Source organism: Undibacterium sp. TC9W (assembly GCF_049339865.1).
Classification (GTDB): Bacteria; Pseudomonadota; Gammaproteobacteria; order Burkholderiales; family Burkholderiaceae_D; genus Undibacterium.
Window position 1 is genome coordinate 408,083 of sequence record NZ_JBMPPJ010000002.1, and the last position, 22,011, is coordinate 430,093.

General features: G+C 51.4%; 15 protein-coding genes. 9 read left to right on the forward strand and 6 right to left on the reverse strand.

Features of this window, described 5'->3' with window-relative positions:
- Positions 1-292 precede the first annotated feature (292 nt).
- On the forward strand, positions 293-925 hold the full coding sequence (gene ribA / locus ACO0LN_RS04125; protein WP_422950599.1) for a GTP cyclohydrolase II: 633 nt from the start codon (positions 293-295) through the stop codon (positions 923-925).
- Between the two features lie 40 nt (positions 926-965).
- On the opposite strand, the gene ACO0LN_RS04130 is transcribed toward ribA, so the two are convergent.
- Positions 966-1,808 (reverse strand): HDOD domain-containing protein, encoded by an 843-nt coding sequence (locus tag ACO0LN_RS04130; protein ID WP_422971237.1) that lies wholly within the window; start codon positions 1,806-1,808, stop codon positions 966-968.
- 72 nt (positions 1,809-1,880) lie between these two features.
- Positions 1,881-2,186, reverse strand: coding sequence for a hypothetical protein (locus tag ACO0LN_RS04135; protein WP_422971239.1), 306 nt, complete (start codon positions 2,184-2,186; stop codon positions 1,881-1,883).
- Between the two features lie 19 nt (positions 2,187-2,205).
- On the opposite strand from ACO0LN_RS04135, the gene ACO0LN_RS04140 reads away from it, so the two are divergent.
- From ACO0LN_RS04140 to ACO0LN_RS04150, 3 genes are all read left to right on the forward strand, one after another.
- On the forward strand, positions 2,206-2,862 hold the full coding sequence (locus ACO0LN_RS04140; protein ID WP_422971241.1) for a hypothetical protein: 657 nt from the start codon (positions 2,206-2,208) through the stop codon (positions 2,860-2,862).
- Between the two features lie 291 nt (positions 2,863-3,153).
- Positions 3,154-5,367: a TonB-dependent siderophore receptor gene (locus ACO0LN_RS04145; RefSeq protein ID WP_422971242.1), complete on the forward strand. Its 2,214-nt coding sequence runs from the start codon at positions 3,154-3,156 to the stop codon at positions 5,365-5,367.
- 21 nt (positions 5,368-5,388) lie between these two features.
- Positions 5,389-6,603 (forward strand): PepSY-associated TM helix domain-containing protein, encoded by a 1,215-nt coding sequence (locus ACO0LN_RS04150; protein ID WP_422971272.1) that lies wholly within the window; start codon positions 5,389-5,391, stop codon positions 6,601-6,603.
- Between the two features lie 21 nt (positions 6,604-6,624).
- On the opposite strand, the gene ACO0LN_RS04155 is transcribed toward ACO0LN_RS04150, so the two are convergent.
- From ACO0LN_RS04155 to zwf, 3 genes are read right to left on the reverse strand one after another with little or no spacing between them, the layout of a single operon-like run.
- Positions 6,625-7,527 carry a MurR/RpiR family transcriptional regulator gene (locus ACO0LN_RS04155; protein WP_422971244.1) on the reverse strand — a complete coding sequence of 301 codons (903 nt, stop codon included), beginning with the start codon at positions 7,525-7,527 and terminating at the stop codon, positions 6,625-6,627.
- Between the two features lie 5 nt (positions 7,528-7,532).
- The gene (gene pgl, locus ACO0LN_RS04160) at positions 7,533-8,201 is read right to left on the reverse strand and encodes a 6-phosphogluconolactonase (RefSeq protein WP_422971246.1); all 669 of its coding nucleotides are present in this window, start codon (positions 8,199-8,201) and stop codon (positions 7,533-7,535) included.
- A 14-nt stretch (positions 8,202-8,215) separates the two neighbouring features.
- Complete coding sequence (zwf, locus tag ACO0LN_RS04165) at positions 8,216-9,676, reverse strand: glucose-6-phosphate dehydrogenase (protein ID WP_422971248.1); 1,461 nt, start codon at positions 9,674-9,676, stop codon at positions 8,216-8,218.
- A 364-nt stretch (positions 9,677-10,040) separates the two neighbouring features.
- On the opposite strand from zwf, the gene edd reads away from it, so the two are divergent.
- From edd to ACO0LN_RS04190, 5 genes are all read left to right on the forward strand, one after another.
- On the forward strand, positions 10,041-11,882 hold the full coding sequence (gene edd, locus ACO0LN_RS04170) for a phosphogluconate dehydratase (RefSeq protein WP_422971250.1): 1,842 nt from the start codon (positions 10,041-10,043) through the stop codon (positions 11,880-11,882).
- Between the two features lie 21 nt (positions 11,883-11,903).
- Positions 11,904-12,557 (forward strand): bifunctional 4-hydroxy-2-oxoglutarate aldolase/2-dehydro-3-deoxy-phosphogluconate aldolase, encoded by a 654-nt coding sequence (eda, locus tag ACO0LN_RS04175; protein WP_422971252.1) that lies wholly within the window; start codon positions 11,904-11,906, stop codon positions 12,555-12,557.
- A 63-nt stretch (positions 12,558-12,620) separates the two neighbouring features.
- Positions 12,621-14,255, forward strand: coding sequence for a glucose-6-phosphate isomerase (gene pgi, locus ACO0LN_RS04180; RefSeq protein ID WP_422971254.1), 1,635 nt, complete (start codon positions 12,621-12,623; stop codon positions 14,253-14,255).
- 231 nt (positions 14,256-14,486) lie between these two features.
- The gene (ppc, locus tag ACO0LN_RS04185; RefSeq protein WP_422971256.1) at positions 14,487-17,243 is read left to right on the forward strand and encodes a phosphoenolpyruvate carboxylase; all 2,757 of its coding nucleotides are present in this window, start codon (positions 14,487-14,489) and stop codon (positions 17,241-17,243) included.
- 224 nt (positions 17,244-17,467) lie between these two features.
- Positions 17,468-21,172, forward strand: coding sequence for an AAA family ATPase (locus ACO0LN_RS04190; protein WP_422971258.1), 3,705 nt, complete (start codon positions 17,468-17,470; stop codon positions 21,170-21,172).
- Positions 21,173-21,184: 12 nt separating this feature from the next.
- Here the strand turns inward: ACO0LN_RS04190 and ACO0LN_RS04195 are convergent.
- On the reverse strand, positions 21,185-22,011 hold an 827-nt coding region (locus ACO0LN_RS04195), incomplete at its 5' end, for a DUF4214 domain-containing protein (protein WP_422971260.1).

Below are 22,011 nucleotides of genomic sequence, written 5' to 3' on the forward strand. Positions count from 1 at the left end.
AAAGCGGAGTGTGTTGACCTGGTTCACACACTCTTTTTTATGATGTTTCAATAAGTCTGCGCAAGAACTATTTCCGGCACTATCTCCAGCATTATTTATATACTTTGCAAAGTTCCAGGGCTTTACTTGCTTTTCACGCTCTTGCCCATAGATGACATGAAATAAAACGATCGTTCACCGCAACAGGTAGGAAATGCGCACCTCGTTTATACTCTAGTCTGGGCCGACAATTGTTATTGTCATTTGGCCATGATCTTAAGTTTTATCCAGAATAAGAATCCGCGAGAACTGTATGTCTAGCAATGACCAGCCTGTCAACTCAAGCAAACAGGCTTTGGAATATGTTGATTCCTGTAACCTGCCCACGACCTGGGCAACTTTCCGCATGCATGCCTTTGTAGAAACGGCAACGGGCAAAGAGCATATTGCCCTGACTCTTGGCGATGTGGCCGATGGACAGCCGGTGCTTGCGCGCATACATTCAGAGTGCCTGACCGGTGACGCCTTATTCAGCAAGCGCTGTGACTGTGGCCCGCAACTGGAACTGGCCTTGCAAAAAATCGCCCAGGAAGGGCGCGGCGCTTTGCTGTATCTGCGTCAGGAAGGGCGTGGCATAGGCCTGCTCAACAAGGTACGTGCCTATCATCTGCAAGACGATGGCGCTGACACGGTAGAAGCCAACCAAAAGCTCGGCTTTGCAGCCGACTTGCGCGACTATAGCCTATGTGACCCCATGCTCAAACATCTGGGCATAGAATCTGTACGCCTGATGACGAATAATCCACGCAAGATTTCAGCGATGGAAGGCATGAATGTCAGGGTGCAGGAACACGTCCCCCTGATCGTCAAGCGCAATCCCTATAATGAGCGTTACCTGAGTACCAAGGCGACCAAGCTGGGGCACTTGATACAGCCTGATTTGTAGGCGTTTGCAAGCGGCAGGATGGTCTTATGGTCTTACAGTCTTACACTTCGACTTCTTCCTGCAGCTTCTCAAATTCTATCGCGGCTTCGGCCAAAACTTCATCGAGCAAGGTCTGGTCCAGGCCCAGGCTTTCCCATGATTGCCCGGTGATTTCTGGCGGTGCCAGGTCGGGTGTGGTGGTCACGCCCAACGCGTGGGCTATGCCATCTGCAACATGGACTATGGTTGCCAGGAAACCCAAGCCGGGTTTTTCCGGATGATGGTGACCAGAGATAGCCTTGATCATGACTTCTGAAAAATTCCACTGCACTGCCAGGGTTTCACCGACCAGGGCGTGATCAATGCCCAATAACTGTTTTTCAGTTTCATATTGCGTGGTCTGCAATTCCTGGCGTTGTGCCAGCACATTCTCATAAGCCCCGGTATAACAGGTCGCTAATACCAACGCGCCTATGTCATGCAATAAGCCCGCAGTGAAAGCAACATCTGCATTGAGCTTGAGTCTGCGGGCCAGTATGCGGGCCGCAATGGCAACGGCATTTGAATGCCGCCAGAAATCCTTGTGACTGAAGCCACGGCAATTATTTTCAGGGAAGCAGCCTGTCAGTGCCGCAGTGATCACGATCTGCCGCACGGTACTCAAACCCAGCAATGAAATCGCCTGCTGCACCGTTGTCACCTTGACCATGGTGGAGTAATAGGGCGAATTTGCATAACGCAAGGTCTTGGCTGTGAGTGCCATGTCATGGCTGACCTTTTGTGCCAGCTCGTGCATATTCAATTCTTCATTATCGATGTTATTCAGCAATTCCATCACGATGGCAGGCAAAGTCGGCAAGTCCTTGACGCTGTCTATAATCTGGGCAAGAGAGATGGAATTCATAAATCTGGCTCCTATGAAGAATATTTGTCATAGCTTGCCTGAAATACGGGAGACTGACTTAAATTTTTATCATCAGCGTACATTTGCAACAACGCGAGCAACACATTTTTGTGCGGTTTTAGCAGTGTTGCATTTAGAATCGCTTCCTTTGTTTCCTGACCAATTAAATAATATGCTTGATTTTTGCGTATCAAGAATCGCCAGACTCGGTTGCACCGTGTTGATTTGCGCAGCAATTTCCGCCTGCGGCAAGCAGCAAGCTGACAGTAAACCAGACTCGTCCGTATCAGAAAGTGCGGCTGCATCCAGCATTGCCAGCGCATCATTAAATAGCCAGACAATAAAACCCGTCACGGCAGATACTGCAGACGGTTTCATTGCCATGCTGAAGGCGACAATGAAATCCTATGACGAGGCAGTTTTGCGCAAATGGATAGATGATTTCAATACTCTGCAACTGAAGTCGCACGGCGTGGCAAAAGTGGGTGAAGATTTACCGCCATTGCCAGCAGGTGTCGTACAGATTGAATTCGAAGACCTGGGTGAGCATGTGCTGTTGCAATTGCGTGAAGTGCTGACTGCGCATAGCGATGATGTGGATGGCGGCACAGATCAGTTTCGATCGGTTTTCTTCAACAAGAGCGATATGGCCTTACTGACAGATATCCCGACAAAAAGCCAGGCCATGCCTGACACCAGTATGCGCATTGCCATAGGGGGCCGGCAGAGCTGCATGGGTGAGAGCGCTGGTGACGGTTATGCGATTTTTGACCTGAAACAAAAGGGTAAAACCTATCTCAATGAAAAATTCCAGGGCCAGGTGCAAGGCTTTGAAGTAAAGCCCGTCAAGACCGGCACCATACAATTATTGACGCGCAGTGAAACAGATTTTCAAGGTAAGGAAGAAGATGCGAAGCAATGCGAACTAGGTAGCTGGGTGGATGTGCTGGAAACTACCTACACCATTCATTGTGATGCCAAATCAGGCAAATGCACATCGCAAAAGAAACAAAAGACCTACCAAGCTTGCAGCGCAGTGGGCGCCTGTGACTGACAAGTTTTTCGCTAGCGAGAATTCAAACCTGGGCGAGCGCAATCCGGGTACGAAACAATTGGCGGGCAAACATTTCAAACGGGCATTTCAAAAAGTTATTTCAAAAAGTTATTTTATAGCTGTCGCATATGTGTTTCAAATTGATTTAAATCGTTAAATATAAATGAGAATGATTTGCAATTGCATTTATAAATAAGTAAAATAGGCCACAGTTCTTACTTCCGCAGCTCTTTCTTCTAAAGCTATCGGAGAGATTTTCTCTGCATAGGCGGTTAATTTCCAGGCTTATTTATGAATTCTCGCTCATCCCGTTCGTCCAGTTTTTGCGCTTTGTCCCACAACTATCCCGCGTCACTACAAAAAAGTTTGCATACTGTCAGTTCACTGACTCCCTTGAGTCCGATTGCATTGGCGCTTTCGATGATGCTGGCAGCCCCAGCTTTTGCAGATGACACCGCATCAGCCAAAGGTGCCAAGGGAGAACTGCCTGAAGTGGTGGTAACAGGTGTTTCTGGCAATGAGCCCAGTACAGAGAAAACAGGCGCGTATACCGCAAGAAAAAGTAATTCCGCAACCAGGCTTGATTTGTCCCTGCGGGAAACGCCCCAATCCATCTCGGTCGTTACCCGTGCAAAAATGGATGACTTCAAGCAGGTCAGTGCCAATGATGTGCTGGCTAATACAACAGGCGTGTCAGTAGAAAAAGTCGAGACTGACCGCACTTACTACATGGCACGTGGTTTTGATATCGTGAATTTCCAGTACGATGGCGTAGGCATTCCATTCACTGGCGGCAACGTCGCAGGTGATATTGATACGGCGATTTACGACAGGGTAGATATCGTGCGTGGTGCAAACGGGTTGATGTCTTCTACCGGCAACCCGTCTGCCACCGTCAACTTCATGCGCAAGCGTCCGGTCTATCAATTCCAGGCTTCTGCGGGATTGACGCTGGGCTCATGGAACACACGCAGGCTGGATGCTGATGTGTCCGGTGCACTGAACAGCGCCGGCACGGTTGCTGGCCGTATTGTCGTGGCAAAACAGGCTGGTGATTCTTATCTCGACCGCTATTCACCTGAAAAAACCGTTGTTTATGGTGTGATTGAAGCCAATCTCGGTGATGCTACCGTATTGAGTGTGGGCCATTCGCATCAAAAGAGTGATGCCAAGGGGGGCATGTGGGGTGCCTTGCCTCTGTATTACACCGACGGCAGCCCGACCAATTACAGGACATCCACCAGCACCGCTGCAGACTGGTCTCGCTGGCTGACCCAGGATGATCGCAGCTTTGTCGAATTGAGCCATCAGCTCAACAACGACTGGCAAATCAGGACGACATTGAGCCGCAACAGATCTACGGCCGACTCCAAATTGTTTTATGTCTATGGCACGCCAGACCGCTCAACTGGCCTGGGTTTATATAGCTACCCGTCCTTGTATAACGATGTGAATACTCAAACCCTGTTTGACTTGTCTGCCAGTGGCAAGTTCGCCTTGGCAGGACGTAAGCACGACCTCAGTTTTGGTATCAACTGGTCGAAATCGAAGATGGATGATATTTCCCATTACGGTGTGGGAATAGGCACTGCATTGCCTGATATCAGCAACTGGACTGGCAATTATCCACAACCCGCATTCAATGCCTATACCGATGGCAGTGCTTATGAAGATACCCGCAAGACGGCATTTATTGCATCCCGTTTCAACCTGGCTGATCAATTCAAACTGATCCTTGGCGCCAACCATACCAAGGCAGAAAGCACAGGTTTTGCTTACGGTGTCAGCAGTCAGAAAAATGCCAGCAAGACTACGCCATATCTGGGTGTAATCTATGATCTGACGCCGTATGCTTCTGTGTATGCCAGCCATACAGAAATCTTCAATCCACAAAGCGAAGTTGATGTATCTGGTAAAACCCTGGACCCGGTCAAAGGCAAGGGTGATGAGTTGGGTATTAAGCTCGAATTGTTTGAGCGCAAACTCAACCTGTCTGTGGCTGTTTTCAAAATACAGCAAAACAATGCGGCTGAGCAGGCTGGCTACGTTGGTACCAAGAGCTATTACCGTGGCATCGATGCGCAATCGCAAGGCGTTGAACTGGATGCCAGTGGTGAACTGACAAAAGGCTGGAACCTCAGCGCAGGCTATACGCAGTTGAGCCTCAAGGGCAGTAATGATCTTGATGTCAAAACCTATGTGCCACGCAAATTGTTCCGTTTGTCCAGTACTTATCAACTACCTTTCATGCCACAGGCGAAAGTTGGCGGCAGCCTGAACTGGCAATCAGATATATTCCGTGATGAGGGTTCAGGCAACATCATACGCCAGGGCAGTTATGCAACGATGAATCTGATGGCGCGTTATGACGTTAATCAAAACCTCAGCATATCGGCAAACCTGAACAACGTCAGTGATCAAAAATATCTGACCAGCCTGTACTGGAGTCAGGGCTATTACGCTGCGCCAAGAAACGGCAGCGTTGCGGTCAACTGGAAATATTGATAAGCCAGGAAGTTTATGTTGATGCGTCCTGTCTTTGTTTTGCTGCACCGCTGGTTTGGGCTGGCGGTAGCCGTGTTCCTGTTCATCTCTGGTCTGACGGGGGCTTTCATCTCCTGGGATCATGAGCTGGATGCCTTGCTTAATCCGCATTTGTTTCAGGCACATAGTCATTCGCAAGGCAGGTCTGGCAAGCCCGATAAACCCATGTCCGGGCTGGAGTTGGCGAACAGGGTAGAGGCGCGCGATCCGCGCATCTGGGTGACCTATGTATTGAATGAGGCCGAGCCAGGGCACACCAGCCAAATGTCGGTAGAGGGCAGGATTGATCCCGCCACGGGTAAGGCTTATCCCCTGGGCTTTAACCAGATTGCAGTCGATCCTGTCACTGGCGATGTGCAGGGCAAACGGCAATGGGGTGAGATATCCCTTAGCCGCGAAAACCTGCTGCCGTTTTTATACAAGCTGCATTACACCATGCATATACCCGAGGTATCGGGTATAGAACTGGGCGTTTTGTTCATGGGCATCATAGGTATAGTATGGGCGCTCGATTGTTTTATCGCGCTATGGCTGTCTTTCCCTAACTTGCGTAGCTGGCGCAAATCATTTGCTTTTCGCTGGCGCCAGGGTGGGCATAAACTCAATTTTGATTTGCACCGCTCCAGTGGAGTCTGGCTGTGGCTGTTCATGTTGCTGCTGGCGATTACCTCGGTATCGATGAACCTGAATGCGCAGGTGGTGCGCCCTGTGGTTTCCTTGTTTTCTCCTTTAAGTGCTGACGTCTTTGCCAGTCGCGTGCCACAAGCGCCGGACAAGCCGCTGATACCCGTCGTCAGCCGTGAACTGGTCACTGACCTGGCGATGCAGGAAGCGCAAAAACGCGGCTGGACTTTGCCTGCTGGCGGCATATTCTATTCACCCGCATTTGGCGTGTATGGCGTGGGATTTTTTGAACCTGGCAATGATCATGGCGACGTGGGTCTTGGCAATGCCTGGCTATATTTTGATGGCAAGGATGGTAGTGCGCTGGGAGGTAAAATTCCAGGTACCGGATCTGCTGGTGACATTTTCCTGCAGGCGCAATTCCCATTGCATTCAGGCCGCATACTTGGCTTGACCGGGCGTATCATGATTTCATTGCTGGGCCTGGTGGTTGCCATGCTGAGCGTTACTGGCGTGATTATCTGGATGAGAAAGCGACGCGCGAGAATAGTCGCCGCAATTCAGCCGATTTGATTTTTTTACTTCGGCTTATCTTTAGCTAATCTTGGGCACCAGCCGTTTTTCACTGATACTGGCCTTGGCTCTTTCCAGCATGTCGATGGCGGCAGGGCCACGCAGCAGGGTGACAGCTACTGCCAGTGCATCGATATAAGTCAGATGCGCGAGGCGTGAAGTCATGGGGGTGTAGATGTCCGGATCTTCTTCCACATCGACGCCGATATGCACATCAGCCAGTTCTGCCAGCGGGCCGCCACTGGCGCACAATACCAGTATCTTGGCACCAGCCTGTTTCGCCAGTTGCACACTGTCGATCAGGTCGCGCGTGCGGCCTGTGCGTGAAAATGCCACGACGACGCAATCGCTGTTCAACAAGGTGGCGGATTGCGCCTGCAAGTGGGCGTCGCAAAATACGGTAGTCGGTATGCCAAAGCGGAAAAACTTCAACTGCGCATCAATCGCCAGCGCGCCGGAATAACCGAGTCCATAGCATTCTATGCGGCGGGCCCGCGCCAGCAGGCTGACTGCAGCTTCAAAGGTCGCGGTATTGGCATTATTGCGGGCTTCCATCAATGCGGCGATGGTGCGGTCAAAGACCTTGGGCAAGACATCGCGTACATGATCAGCCTGATTGACATCCAGATGCAGGAAGGGGATGCCGGTTGCCAGGCTCTTGGCAAAGGCCAGCTTGAAAGTCTTGAAGCCGTCAAATCCCAGGCTCTGGGCAAAGCGGGCCACCGTGGGCTCACTGACATCACAAGCCTGGGCCAATACCCGTATCGACATTTCCAAAGCATCATGCGGCTTTTGCAGCAGGAAATCTGCCACCTGGCGCTCAGCACGGCTCAAGGCCGTGCTGGCAGTGCGTATGCGTGCCAGCAAGCCTTTTTCAGGAGGCGTGTTGGGTTTATTGTCAGAAAACGGATTGGCCATATACATGTGTTTTACGGACACCAGAAAACATCTATGGTACAGCCTGCTTCACGCAACAAGGACGCAACTGGCAGATTATTTTCTATCGCCTGTTCCAGTACCTGGCGTTTTTCCGCACCGGTAATCACCAGCCAGATGCGTTTGGTATTGAGCAGGCGTGGTAAAGAAAGCGACATGCGGCTTTGGCGGGTTTGCGGATGTACAGCCGCGAGGCAGGCCAGGTCATCATGCTGGGTAGGCGCGCCAGGGAAGAGGGAGGCAATATGCCCATCCGCACCCATGCCCAGCAAGACTGCGCTGAAGGCTTGCGGCAATTGCTCATTCAAACGCACGCTAATGGCTTCTGTCGCCACTTCCGGTGTACTGGAGGCATTTTTCAAAGACACCAGTTGCCAGCGCTTGTCAGCAGCAGAACCAGACAGGCAACGACGGAACAGGCCCTCATTGCTTTGCGTGTCCTGGTCTGGCACCCAGCGTTCATCGGTAGCCACCAGCTTGATGGGATTGTGCGCATCTATATTCGACAGCAACTGATCCAGACGCTGATATACAGGCGCAGGTGTAGAACCGCCAGCGAGCGCAAAGCTGCTGCCGTCAGGCGTGGTCTGGATCACATCCAGCCATTGCTGGCTCAGGGCTTCGGTCAGTGCCGTGAAGTTTTCAAAAGTATGGTATTTCATGGTCATTTTATCGCTTAGCTTTCAACGAATTCTTCACCCCAGGCTGCCCCATGCTGTGCCAGCAAATAACTGGCAGCGGAGGGGCCCCAGCTACCGGCGATATATGACTTGAGGCCTTCACTATCGTTTTGCCAGGCGCTCATGATAGGGTCTATCCAGGCCCATGCCGCACTCAATTCATCATCACGCACGAACAGGGTCAGGTCGCCATGCATGGCGTCAAGCAAGAGGCGTTCGTAGGATTCAACGCGGCGTGAATTTGACACTTCAGCAAAATCCAGATTCAGGGCAACGTCAGATAGACGTATGCCTTCGCCCGGTTCTTTGGCCTTCATATACAGTTGCACGCTTTCTTCTGGCTGCAAAGAAATCACAAGGCGGTTAGAGCGCAAAGGCCCTTGCGACTTACCAAAGATCGAATACGGGATAGGTTTGAAATTGATCGTGATCTCTGCACTGCGGCTGGCCATGCGCTTGCCTGTGCGCAGGTAGAAAGGCACACCAGCCCAGCGCCAGTTATCGATTTCGGCACGAATAGCGACAAAGGTTTCTGTGCGTGAAGACGGTGGTACACCGGGCTCATTCTGGTAAGCGATAACCGGTTTGCCATCGACGGCGCCGGCACGGTATTGGCCGCGTACGGTTTTTTTGCTGACTTCATCCGGTGTGAACTTATGCAGGGCGCGCAAGACTTTGACTTTTTCATCACGTATCGCGTCAGGGTTGGCATTTACCGGTGGTTCCATGGCGACGATGGAGACCAGTTGCAGCAAATGGTTTTGCACCATGTCGCGCAGTGCACCAGTGTGGTCGTAGAAATCACCGCGTGACTCCACACCTACTTGTTCAGAGATCGAGATTTGCACATCCTGTATCCATTTGCGATTCCACAAAGGCTCAAGGAAGGAATTGGCAAAACGCAGCGCCAGCAGATTTTGCACCATCTCTTTACCAAGGTAATGATCAATACGGTAAATCTGGTTTTCGTTCAGGTAAGAACGCAGGGACTGGTTAATCTCTTTGGCAGACTGGGCATCACGCCCCAGCGGTTTTTCTACTACTACGCGGGCATTGCCTTCGACCAGACCATGCTTGGACAATTGTTCGACCACAGGGATAAAAATGTCCGGGCCAGTCGCCAGGTAAAACAGGGTGGCATTGGTTTCGCTGGTTTGCAGGCTGTCTTTGAGTGCAGCAAAATCTTCCGGTATGCGCGCATCAATTTTTGAATAATGTGTGGTCGCCAAAAAGGCTGCGCGTTTTTCTTCAGTCGCACCATCTACATCTGACGCATAAGATTCTATGGCGGTAGCAACACGCACACGGAATTCTTCATCCGTCAGTTTTTCCCGTGCAGCACCGATAAATTTGAAATCCTGATCCAGCCTGCCATTCACAAATGCGCTATACAAAGCAGGGATGATCTTGCGCTTGGCAAGATCGCCAGTGCCGCCAAATAAGACAAATGTGGTCATGCTGACTCCGTGTTGTGTCGGTTGTTATGTTGGGTGCAACACAGACTATAGGTATATGTTGCCGTATGTTCTATGTGTTGCAAAGCATTGCAAGGTATTGCTGTTTTTGCTTTGCATTACTTTGCCATGCATTGCAAAAGATGTACTACATTGATGATAGTGATTTATCTTGATTATGCCAGAAAATATTCAAAAATGTAGTTTAATTACGATAAATTTGAAGTTTTTGCTAAAAAAAGAAGCTAAATATCAAAATACTGAAAGTTTGTTACAGAAATGAAGCGATTTATGCTATCTTTGTTGGCATTGATTCAGTATTACTACAGCTTTTTTATTTTTCGCCCGAACGGGTCACAGGTGTTATATGACGACATCCCCATCCACTGCGTTGCATCCTGTTATCGACAAGGTCACACAACGCATTACCGAGCGCAGCAAAACCTTGCGCAGTACTTATCTTTCCCAGTTGGAGCAAATGCGTGGCCGTGGACCGCGTCGTGCCAGCCTGTCTTGCGCTAATCAGGCGCATGCCAATGCGGCCATGGACAGCGGCACCAAGATCTGGCTCAACCAAGCGCAAAAACCCAATATCGGCATCGTCACTGCCTACAATGATATGTTGTCGGCACATCAGCCCTATGAACATTACCCTGCACAGATACGCCAGACGGCCCTGCGCTTTGGCGGTACTGCCCAAGTAGCTGGTGCCGTGCCTGCCATGTGTGATGGCGTGACACAGGGTCGCCCTGGTATGGAGCTCTCGCTGTTCTCACGTGATGTGATTGCCCAGGCGACTGCTGTGGCGCTGACTCATGATGCTTTTGATGCGACGCTCTGTCTCGGCATTTGCGACAAGATCGTGCCTGGCCTGCTGATAGGTGCGCTGGCCTTTGGTCATCTGCCTACTATCTTCATACCAGCCGGCCCCATGGGTTCTGGCTTGTCAAATAAAGAAAAAGCCGCAGTGCGTGAACGCTATGCCCAAGGCAAAGCGACCAAGGAAGAATTACTCGCCGCAGAAAGTGCTGCCTACCATAGCGCAGGCACCTGCACTTTCTATGGCACAGCCAACAGCAACCAGATGTTGCTGGAAGCGATGGGCCTGCATTTGCCAGGTGCTGCCTTCGTCCATCCTGGTGATCCATTGCGCAGCGTGCTGACAGACGCCGCGGTAGAGCGCGTCCTGCAATTGACCGAGCAAAGCGGCAACTACAAACCCATAGGCCAACTGGTCAATGAAAAAACCATCGTCAATGCCGTCATCGCCTTGCTGGCGACGGGTGGTTCCACTAATCATACTATCCACTGGATAGCCGTGGCCCGCGCTGCCGGCATCATCATTGACTGGCAAGATTTTGATGAATTGTCATCCGTTGTTCCTTTGCTGACACGCGTTTATCCTAACGGCACTGCTGACGTGAATGCCTTTGAAGATGCAGGTGGCCCGGTGTTTGTGATACGCGAACTCTTGTCTGCTGGCCTCATGCATGCAGATGTCATGACAGTGTATGGCAATGATGGTTTGAATTCACACACCAGCCGCCCGGTATTGACTGAAGATGGCAAAGTCAAATGGGAAGCGCTGCCTGCAGAATCGACCGACACAACAGTGGTACGCAATGTGACTGATCCATTCGCACCTACTGGCGGCCTGCGTTTATTGCATGGCAATCTGGGTCGTGCCATCGTCAAGGCATCTGCCGTACCTGAAGATGCCTGGATCATCAAGGCACCTGCCAAAGTATTTGAATCGCAGGATGCACTCGTCAAAGCGTATAAAGCAGGCGAGCTGAATTTGGATTTCGTCGCTGTCGTCATCTTCCAGGGCCCGCAAGCGAATGGCATGCCTGAGCTGCATCAGTTCACTCCTGTGCTAGGCAGTCTGATGTCGGCTGGTTACAAGGTTGCGCTGGTGACGGATGGCCGTATGTCGGGCGCATCCGGCAAAGTACCTGCTGCCCTGCATGTCAGCCCGGAAGTGGCACAAGGCGGCCCGCTCGGTAAAGTGCGTGACGGCGATGTTGTTGAACTCAATGTCCACACGGGTGAATTGCGTGCCTTGGTGGATGCTGATGTCTGGTCACAACGCGCCGTGCGTGAACTCAGCAAGGAAGTCACTTTCGGTTATGGCCGCGACTTGTTTGCCGCACAGCGTCGTGTCGTGACAGCGCCTGAGCATGGCGCATCCACTCTTTTTATAGATTAATTTTCAAAAAGCGAAACCATCATGAGCCTGAATATCAGTATGAGCAAGCGAAACATCATCGCCCAACTGGAACAAATCCGTGTATTGCCTATCCTGGTTACTGATGATGTCGATCAGGCGATACGTTGTGTGACTACGCTGGCAGAAAATGGTTTGCCAGCAGTTGAAATCACCTTGCGTACGCCAAATGCCATGACAGTCTTGCGCGAAGTCGTCAAGGCCTGCCCGACAGTGACGGTGGGTGCAGGTACCATCCTGACGCAAGCGCAACTGGATGCAGTCAGAGAGACAGGCGCAGCCTTTGGTATCAGCCCTGGCATCACGCCTTTGCTGGCAAAAACCGCTGCTGATTCTGGCCTGCCATATTTTCCTGGAGTTGGCGGTGCGAGTGACCTGATGCTGGCGCTGGAACATGGCTTCAATGTCGTCAAACTTTTCCCTTCCGATATCGTCGGTGCGACCAAGATGGCGAAGGCCCTGGGCGGCCCTTTCCCTGATGTGAAATTCTGCCTGACCGGTGGTGTTACGGTGGAGGCGACGCCTGCGCTATTGCAACAATCAAATATCCTGTGTGTAGGTGGTTCGTGGATGTGTCCTGCTTCTCTTATCAATGCGGGCGACTGGGCAGAGATTGGTGCGCTGGCGGCAGCGGCTGCCGCAGCAGGCAAGAAGTAAATACAGGTTGGAATAATATTTTTTAGCACTTTCACACATCACTTTTCGCAAATAAGCAAGATTATGGTCACTTCCGTATCGCGTACTCCTATCTGGGGTTTGTTGCAGCAACGTGCCACCAACATGCCCAACCTGAAAGATTTGTTTCGTGCTGATCCTCAGCGCTTTGCGCATTTTTCAGCTTCTGCCTGCGGCATCATGCTTGATTACTCCAAGCAGCGCATAGATACGACAGCAAAGCTGAATTTGTTGGCGCTGGCCAGGCAGCAAGATGTGGAGTCACGTCGCGATGCGATGTTACGTGGTGAGGCGATCAACCAGACGGAAAACCGCGCTGTCTTGCACACCGTACTGCGCTTGCCCAAAGGCGAGTCCTTTGATCTAAATGGTGAAAACATTGCTGCCGATGTGCATCAGGTGCTGGCGCAAATGCGTACATTCAGCGACGCTGTCAGGGAAGGGCGTTGGCAGGGATACACCGGCAAAGCCATACGCACTATCGTTAATATCGGTATCGGTGGCTCTGACCTTGGCCCGCAAATGGCTTGCATCGCTTTGGCACCGTGGTCGCAAAAAAACCTGTCCCTGCATTTCGTCTCCAATGTCGATGGCCGTCATGTGGCTGATGCGCTGGCCAATGCTGATCCTGAAACCACCTTGTTCGTAGTCGCATCCAAGACCTTCTCGACCATGGAGACGTTGACCAATGCCCGCACTGCGCGCGAATGGATGTTGTCGCACGGCTGCCCGGTTGATCAGATACGCCAGCATTTCGTGGCACTGAGCACCAATGTAAAAGCCGCTGCTGATTTTGGTATTGCGCCTGAAAATGTCTTCCCGTTCTGGAACTGGGCTGGTGGCCGCTATTCGATGTGGAGTGCCATTGGTCTGTCGATTGCGCTATATGTAGGCGCAGACCGTTTTGAAGAAATGCTGGCTGGCGCGCATGAAATGGATTTGCATTTCGCCCAGGCACCGCTGGAGCAAAACCTGCCGGTATTGATGGCTTTGATCGGTGTATGGAATATCAATTTCCTTGGCTTGCAAGCATTGTCGATTGCGCCTTACCACCAGCGCATGACACGCTTGCCAGCTTACTTGCAGCAACTGGAAATGGAAAGCAATGGCAAGTCTGTCACCCGTGAAGGTCAGCGCGTCGATTACACCACTTCACCTATCTTGTTTGGTGAAGCGGGCACCAACGGCCAGCATGCCTACTTCCAGTTATTGCATCAGGGGGCAACGATTATCCCTACCGACTTTATCGTCGTCGCCGATGATGACGCCGGTTTGCCCGGCCACAACCAGGCACTGCTGGCAAATTGCTTTGCGCAATCCAAGGCCATGGCCTGGGGCAAGAGCATACAGGAAGTGCGTGCCGAACTTGGAGACCTTCCTGACAAGGTATTGGCACCACGCGTATTTGAAGGCAATCGCCCAACTTCAACTGTGTTACTGGATTCTTTGACGCCACGGTCTTTGGGCGCTTTGATTGCACTGTATGAACACAAGGTGTTTGTGCAATCCGTGATCTGGGATATCAACGCCTTCGATCAATGGGGGGTGGAGCTGGGTAAATCCCTGGCGCAGCAATTGATCAGCCTTGATCCAAGTGCAGTCAAGGAAGATTACGATAGTTCAACCAAGGGTTTGCTGATGGCAGTTGGTCGTAGTCATAAATTGAAAAAGGCCGCCTAGTGTTTCGTTTCTGATGCCGTGGTGTTGTAGGCGAGCCTCAATGCATTTGATATATTAAATTTATATGAAGATGTAAGCATGCTGTCAAGGCAGCTGCTTACTCTGTAGAGCCGCGCAGTGGCCTCTGCAAATATATTGCCACTTCAGGTACACAAGAATTTTCATCGATCTGTTTTTATCCTTACCGTAGAATTTGTCAGCATGAATGCCCACCTACATCCGCAACTAAAAATGAACGATATCAGCGACGACAAAGACCAGAGCCTGCGTGAAGACATACGCAGGCTGGGCCGCATATTAGGCGATACGGTAAGAAACCAGCATGGTGATGAAGTATTCGACCTTATCGAACAGGTGCGCCAAAATTCCATACGCTTTCGCCGTGACGCCGATGAAGCTGCGCGCGCCGAGTTGGAAACCACACTGGATACACTGACCAATGACCAGACCACGCAAGTCATACGCGCCTTCAGTTATTTTTCACATCTGGTGAATTTGGCAGAAGACCAGCATCACATCCGCCGTACGCGTGCGCATTTGATCGCAGGTTCTGCTCCGCGCCAGGGTAGTTTGGCGCATACCATAGAAGCGCTGTATAACACGGGTCACAGCAGCCAGCAGCTACTGGATTTTTTTGAGACTGCGCAAGTGTTCCCAGTCTTGACTGCACATCCTACAGAAGTGCAGCGCAAGAGTATCCTGAATTGCCAGATGGTGATTACCCGCTTGCTGGATGAGCGTGACCGCATGCAGTTGACGCCAGAAGAATCAGCCGCGAATGATGAAGCCCTGGGACGTGCCGTGCTGACTCTATGGCAGACACGCATGCTGCGTACTTCCAAATTATCAGTGCTCGATGAAGTCGAAAATGGTCTGAGTTTTTACGACTACACTTTCCTGCGCGAATTGCCGCATCTGTATGCGGGTCTGGAAGATTTATTAGCAAGCAAAGATGCCGCGCTTGCCCAGCATGAACTGCCCAGCTTCATGAAAATGGGCAGCTGGATAGGTGGTGACCGTGATGGTAATCCTTTCGTCACCGCGACGGTACTGGAAAAAACCCTGGCCATGCAGGCCACGCGCGCCTTTAAATTTTATCTTGATGAATTGCATACTCTGGGTTCGCAATTGTCGATGGCGAATTTGCTGGTGAAAGTTTCCGACGACTTGCTGGCCCTGGCGCAGCGTTCGCCTGATCATTCGCCGCACCGTTCTGATGAGCCTTATCGCCTTGCCATCAGCGGTGTGTATGCGCGCCTGTCTGCGACCTACAAGCAATTGCTGGATCTGGAACCAGTAATACACCCGAGTGGTATCGCCGAACCTTATGCGACTGCAGAAGAGCTGGCTGCTGATCTGGATATTGTTCACCACTCTTTGTATGCCAACGGTTCTGCTGCAATCACGCGTGGCCGTTTGCGCCACTTGCGCCGTGCAGTCAAGGTATTTGGCTTTTATCTGGCACCTGTGGATTTGCGTCAAAATTCAGACGTGCATGAACGTGTGGTCCATGAGCTATTGCAAGCGGCCAGTCCTGAATTGAAGTACCTTGATTTGAATGAAGACCAGCGTATAGAAGTCTTGATCAAAGAGATCAGCTCAGCCCGCCCACTGGCTTCGCCTTACCTGACGTATTCAGAAGAGACACAGTCTGAACTGGCGATTTACCGCGCCGCCTGCACCGCGCAAAAGCGCTATGGCAAGGGTGCAGTGCCTAACTGCATCATCTCCAAGACTGATGGCGTGTCCGACATGCTGGAGCTGGCCTTGCTGCTGAAAGAGTCTGGCCTGCTCCATCCGGCTGAGGGCCGTGTTGATGTGAATATCATCCCATTGTTTGAAACCATAGGCGATTTGCAAAACAGCGCGCCTGTCATGGACAGGCTGTTTGGGATACCGGCTTATGCACGTCTGTTGGCAAGTCGCAGTAATGCGCAGGAAGTCATGCTTGGTTACTCTGACAGTAACAAGGATGGCGGTTTTTTGACTTCTGGCTGGGAGCTGTACAAGGCTGAGCTTGACCTGATCGCTATATTCAGCAAACACCAGGTGCGCCTGCGCCTGTTCCATGGACGTGGTGGTTCGGTTGGCCGTGGCGGCGGCCCCAGCTATCAGGCGATATTGGCGCAACCTGCTGGTGCCGTTCAGGGGCAGATTCGTCTGACGGAGCAGGGTGAGGTCATCACCGCCAAATACGGCAATCCTGAAGTAGGGCGGCGCAATCTTGAAGTTCTGGCCGCGGCCACGATGGAAGCCAGTTTGCTGGCATATACCGAAACGGCACCCAAACCTGAATTCCTGTCAGCGATGGAAGAATTGTCTGACCATGCCTTCAAAGCCTACCGCAATCTGGTCTATGAGACTGAGGGCTTTGAAAAATATTTCTGGGAATCGACAGTGATTTCCGAGATAGCTGGTTTGAACATAGGCAGCCGCCCCGCATCGCGCAAAAAATCGACAGCGATAGAAGACTTGCGCGCCATACCCTGGGTATTCAGCTGGTCGCAATGTCGCTTGATGTTGCCGGGCTGGTTTGGTTTTGGCTCTGCGGTACAAGCCTACCTGAAGGCGCATCCTGATAACGGTTTGCAAATCTTGCAGGCGATGTTTAAGGAATGGTCTTTCTTCAGCACAGTGTTGTCGAATATGGAGATGGTGCTGGCCAAGAGCGACATAGGTATTGCCAGCCGCTATGCGCAACTGGTCAAGGATGAATCCTTGCGTAACCGCATCTTCCCGCGCATACAGGTTGAGCATGAGACAACGATAGACATACTGAAGGCTATCTCTGGTCAGGATGAATTGCTGGCAGCAAATCCTTTGCTTGCGCGTTCGATACGTAACCGTTTCCCTTATCTGTCACCCTTGAATCACGTACAGGTGGAATTGTTGGAACGCTACCGTAAGGGAGACGAAGACGAGCGCGTGCGCCGTGGTATACATTTGTCCATTAACGGTATTGCTGCTGGTTTGCGTAATAGCGGCTGATTCTTTTATTTTTTGTCACTTATGAAACCTTCCCTTGATTTTCAGGGAAGGTTTTTTATTTGTAATAATGCAAGTTATGCTTTTGCTTGCGCTGATTCAAGGAGCGGAATAGGTGACCCGGTTATAATATTGCTATCCGGCTACAAGTATGTGTGTTTTTATTGTTCATGCCCTTGCAGTCTGCAATCAGGTTAGCCAGCAAAAAGTATCTACTTTCAAAGAATATGCACACCTCAGCATCGCCAGATCCATCTGTCTCTCAGCTTGATATTTCCTTGCTAGGTAGTTTTCAGTTAAAGCTGGACGGTCAGGACATCGCTGGCAAGCTTAAATATCGAAAAGCCATTTATCTGTTGGCCTATCTGGCAACAGCGAGTGGTCGCTGGATAGCCAGGGAGCATTTGGCAGAACTGCTGTGGCCTGACTTGCCCGCTGCCTCCGCGCTGACGAACCTGCGCCAGGTACTCAACAACCTCAGCAAAGTCATCAATACGCCCATGGGGACGGAGGTCATACAAAGCAGGCGCGACAGTATTGCTTATTTTTCAGATTCGCGAGTACATGTGGATATTGCTAGCTTGCTTAATGAATGGCAGGCAGATGACCCGGGAAATCTATTTTGCTCGTGGCTGGCAGATAGCTTTGAACCACGGCTAAGCCAACTCAATCATGATTTCCTTGAACGGATGGAACTCAATGTTGGTACTGAGCTGCAAGCCTGGATACACCAGGTGCGCAAGCAATTGCGGGAACGCTGGCGTGACCTGGCTGCAAGACTTTGTCGGGAGCAAGAAAAGACTGGACGTATCGCCTCTGCTGTTGCAATAGCCAATCAGCTATGGGAGCAGGACAGCTTGAACGAAAATACTGCTGCAAAGCTGATACGCCTGTTGTTGTCCTGTGGTGATTTCAAGCGTGCCAATTTTGTGTTGACTACGCTGGAGCAGAATTTACTTGCTGCCTTTGGTACGCGCGCGTCTGCATCGACCAGGAGATTATTGCAACAGGATCCCATGTCAACTGTCGTTGACCAGAAAGTTACAGGAGGAAAACAGGTTTCGACCATCATACGGGCTATTACCGAAATCCGCTGGCTCACGATTGCCTATGTGGAATTTGATCTTTCGCCGCATCCGGGAGCTGATGAGGCAGACGCGGTTTTGCGTATGGAGCAAATACTTTGCGCAGCGCAAGATAAAATCAGCCTGTGGGGCGGGACTTGCAAGCAAGTATTTGGTCAGGGTTTTCATGCGAGTTTTGGTATGCACACTGAACCCGAGCAAGCTGCCCTCAGGAGTATTTACGCTGCGCAAGAAATCATGCTTGCAGATGGAGCGCGGCAGCATCTGCGCATTGGAATTTGCGCTGGCAATGTCCAGTGTACTGTTGATGAAATGCGCTTTCTTGGAGCCTTGCCAAGAAAAGTGCAAGAGATGTGCTGGTCTGCTGCGGTGGGTGAAATTGTGTTTGACCGTATGGTCGCAGAGCAAATCAGTAGTAAGCTGACAAACGATGCCATGGAAGTGCTGGCAAATGACGGCTATGCAAATGACGTAATCAAGTACAGACTAGCAAGGCAACTCATGAGTACCGGAGGGCAACAGGAATTTCCTCTGGTTGGGCGCGGTGAAGAGTTACAGGCTGTATGGCGCCACTGGCAGTTGGCAAAGCAGGCGCAACCACAATGGCTGATATTGTGCGGCAATGCTGGCATGGGCAAGACCAGGCTGGCTACCGAAGTGAGCCGCCAGCTCGATACTGCAGAAAACCTTGTCATTCGTATTTATTGCACGCTTGAATACCAGCATCAATCCTTGGCAGCCTTGCGACAAGCGCTGGCTGAGTTGTTTGCCTTATCGCCTTTGAAAGCGGATGAATATCCGCGCAGAATAAGGGCGTGTTTGCGGGAACTGGTACCGGCTTATGAGCCAGAAGAAGCGATGCTCCATGCACTTATTTCTCTGTTTGACCAGAGTATGCAAGTGGAGGCGGATAGCAAGAACCAGATATTTGCAGCGCTGGGCACTTTGTTCGACCAATTGTCCAGACAAAAGACTTGCCTAGTATTGATTGATGATTTTCACTGGTCAGATTTCGCTACCCGCGAATTTCTGGCCCGTTATGCGGGCAGCCTGGAACAACAACAGCTATTGCTATTGGTAACAACAAGACCAGACGCTCCGCTGGAACATGCGGGTGCCTCGCCCGTTATCATTGAACTGAGCCCGCTTGCTTTTGCTGCTGCGGAGCAAATGGTCGCTGCCTGTGACCACCGCCATATTTTGTCAGAACAGGAGCAAACGCGCATAGCGCATGATTGTGGTGGTGTTCCCCTGTTTATTGAAAGGCTTACCCGCAGCCGTACAGAAGACGGACAGCATCATCTGATACCGGTTAAGGAATTGTTGCAGAGCGAGTTGGATAAGCTCGGGCCATACAAGAATATTTTGCAAATGGCAGCCGTCATTGGTAACAACTTTAATGCGCGTATCCTCAGTGGCTTGTTGCCAGACGAAGATGTAGCTGGTCCACTGCAACTGGCCATTAGCTATCGCCTGATACAAGCAGGCGCACAGCATGGACACTATCGCTTTCAACATGCCTTGATTGCTGACGCGGCGTACCAGAGTTTTCCTGAAAAACAGAGGCGGACAGCACACCTGCGTGTTGCAGAGCATTTGCTCAATGAGCCTGGCATAGCGAGTGCAGAAATTGCCCGGCATTTTGAAGAGGCACATGACTTGCAACAGGCAGCCTCCATGTGGACGATCAGCGGCCAGAAAGCACTGGCGAGTGAATTCGCCATGGATGCCTTGCATGATTTTGGCAAGGCACTGGATATCGCCTTGCAGCCACAGTCCGGGCTGGCGCATTTGCAAATTTCCCTGCGTTTATCCATGGGTAATGCCGCCCTCTTGTGCCAGGGGTATGGATCCCAGTTGGGGCATCAGCAGTTCCGAGCTGTCTGTGATAGTTTGAATGACTTACCAGCACCAGATCATGAAGAAACAGAGTCTTTGTTCTGTGCCTTGAGTGGTTTGTACATGGGGGGAAGTTCACAAGGCAAGAGCGATGGCCTGGGTATAGCGCGACGTCTGGAGGAGCTGGCAAATACGCCTGCCAAGCGCCTGATGGCCTGCTTTGCACTTGGCAACTCATTGTTCTGGCGCGGCCTGTTTGTAGAGGCACTGCGTTATCAACAAGAGGGCTTGTCCATCGCCAAGAGACTTAGTCTGGAAGAGCGCCAGCGTTACTGGGGCGAAGATCTTGAGATACTGATACGCGCCTTCCTTTGCTGGAACCTATGGTTTTTGGGGGATGCCTATGCCCATGAATTGGCAATAGAAAGCACTTTGCTGGCCAGGGAGCGCAAAAAAAGCCATGCTTTGTGCTTTATGCTGACCTTCAATACGGCGATGTGCTGGACTGCAGGCCAAAGGGATGAAGCCGCCAAGCTCGCAGGAGAGGGTGTGCAACTGGGTACACAATTTGGATTTCCATTATGGCAAAGCATGAATAGTCTGTTTTATCTATCTGCCCAGGCCAATGGCAACAAGCTCAAAGACATCATGCCCGCACTTGAGGCAGCAGAAAATTTGCACAGCGCCTACCGGGCTGGCACAACCACGGCCAGTTGGGTTTTGGCCAGCACGCTAATCAAACTGCAATGCTGGGACGAGGCAAAGTCTTTGCTGATAAAGACGCTTGGCGAAATTGACAAATACGAAGACTATTACTGTCATGCAGACTTGCTGCGTTTGAGCAGTTTGTGTCACATGCAAGAGGGTGATATCGGTCTCGCCAGTGAAACACTCGAGCAGGCCTTGCAAATGGCAACAGCACAAGGAGCTGTGGGATTGTTAGATGCAATCAGGCAGGCAATGGCAGATTGCAAGCTACTGCAGCAAAAGCATGCTTTGCTGCAGTAGCGTATTAGTAAATCAAGCCATAAACCTCGCCAGATACTCAGGCGAATTAATAAACTGCCCGATCAGCGTGACCACATCCGTCCCCGACTGCGCCAGCAGCGCATCAAACGTTGCCTGATCCGGCGCATGCCCCAGCAAACCGATGTAATCCAGCGTCAGCGATACTTTGGATTGCGAATTCGCCTTGAACTCCGTCGATTCGGTAAAGCCCGCCAGCATATCGCCCCTGGAGAGGCCATTACCCAGTTGCCCCAGCCAATAGGCCTTGCCTGCGGCATCTGAACTACGGTGCAGCACGTTCTGATAGACCCGGTCCACAAAGGCCGTATTGTCCAGCGCCCCATAAGTCTTCTGGAACTCAGCACTCGACACAAACGAAGCACTGATCTTGGAGAGGTTCATGCCATCCTTTTGCGCCTGCATCCAGTAAGCCAGACCTTCACGGTCAGGCAAACGGTCAAAGGCCCCAAAGTACAGACGCGTGATGCCGCCTATGCCACTCTGGAATTCAGCTGACTCCATGAACGACGCCGCCACCTGAGCCCGGCTCATCTTGCCGCTGTCGATCTGCTGCTGCCAGTACTGCACACCTGCGGTATCTGCCTCACGGAACAGCACGTCACGATAAAGCTGCATGGCAAACAGGTCAGAGCGGTGCAAGACATCATTGTCCTTGACATCAAGCTTGGTGCCGACCTTCGCTTCTATCGCGTCCGGGATGCCATCACCATCCTTGTCGCCCGGCAAAGAAGTGCTTGGATTGGTTGGCACCGTGGTTTTAAAGCCCAGGCCACCAGTGAGGCTGATTTTGCCATCAACCTTGCCGTCAGTATCAAAGA

Excerpts from the sequence above, each read along its gene's own strand:
- ribA (WP_422950599.1), top strand. The coding sequence starts at position 293 with ATGTCTAGCAATGACCAGCCTGTCAACTCAAGCAAACAGGCTTTGGAA.
- ACO0LN_RS04130 (WP_422971237.1), bottom strand. The coding sequence starts at position 1,808 with ATGAATTCCATCTCTCTTGCCCAGATTATAGACAGCGTCAAGGACTTG.
- ACO0LN_RS04135 (WP_422971239.1), bottom strand. The coding sequence starts at position 2,186 with ATGAAACCGTCTGCAGTATCTGCCGTGACGGGTTTTATTGTCTGGCTA.
- ACO0LN_RS04140 (WP_422971241.1), top strand. The coding sequence starts at position 2,206 with ATGAAATCCTATGACGAGGCAGTTTTGCGCAAATGGATAGATGATTTC.
- ACO0LN_RS04145 (WP_422971242.1), top strand. The coding sequence starts at position 3,154 with ATGAATTCTCGCTCATCCCGTTCGTCCAGTTTTTGCGCTTTGTCCCAC.
- ACO0LN_RS04150 (WP_422971272.1), top strand. The coding sequence starts at position 5,389 with ATGCGTCCTGTCTTTGTTTTGCTGCACCGCTGGTTTGGGCTGGCGGTA.
- ACO0LN_RS04155 (WP_422971244.1), bottom strand. The coding sequence starts at position 7,527 with ATGTATATGGCCAATCCGTTTTCTGACAATAAACCCAACACGCCTCCT.
- pgl (WP_422971246.1), bottom strand. The coding sequence starts at position 8,201 with ATGAAATACCATACTTTTGAAAACTTCACGGCACTGACCGAAGCCCTG.
- zwf (WP_422971248.1), bottom strand. The coding sequence starts at position 9,676 with ATGACCACATTTGTCTTATTTGGCGGCACTGGCGATCTTGCCAAGCGC.
- edd (WP_422971250.1), top strand. The coding sequence starts at position 10,041 with ATGACGACATCCCCATCCACTGCGTTGCATCCTGTTATCGACAAGGTC.
- eda (WP_422971252.1), top strand. The coding sequence starts at position 11,904 with ATGAGCCTGAATATCAGTATGAGCAAGCGAAACATCATCGCCCAACTG.
- pgi (WP_422971254.1), top strand. The coding sequence starts at position 12,621 with ATGGTCACTTCCGTATCGCGTACTCCTATCTGGGGTTTGTTGCAGCAA.
- ppc (WP_422971256.1), top strand. The coding sequence starts at position 14,487 with ATGAACGATATCAGCGACGACAAAGACCAGAGCCTGCGTGAAGACATA.
- ACO0LN_RS04190 (WP_422971258.1), top strand. The coding sequence starts at position 17,468 with ATGCACACCTCAGCATCGCCAGATCCATCTGTCTCTCAGCTTGATATT.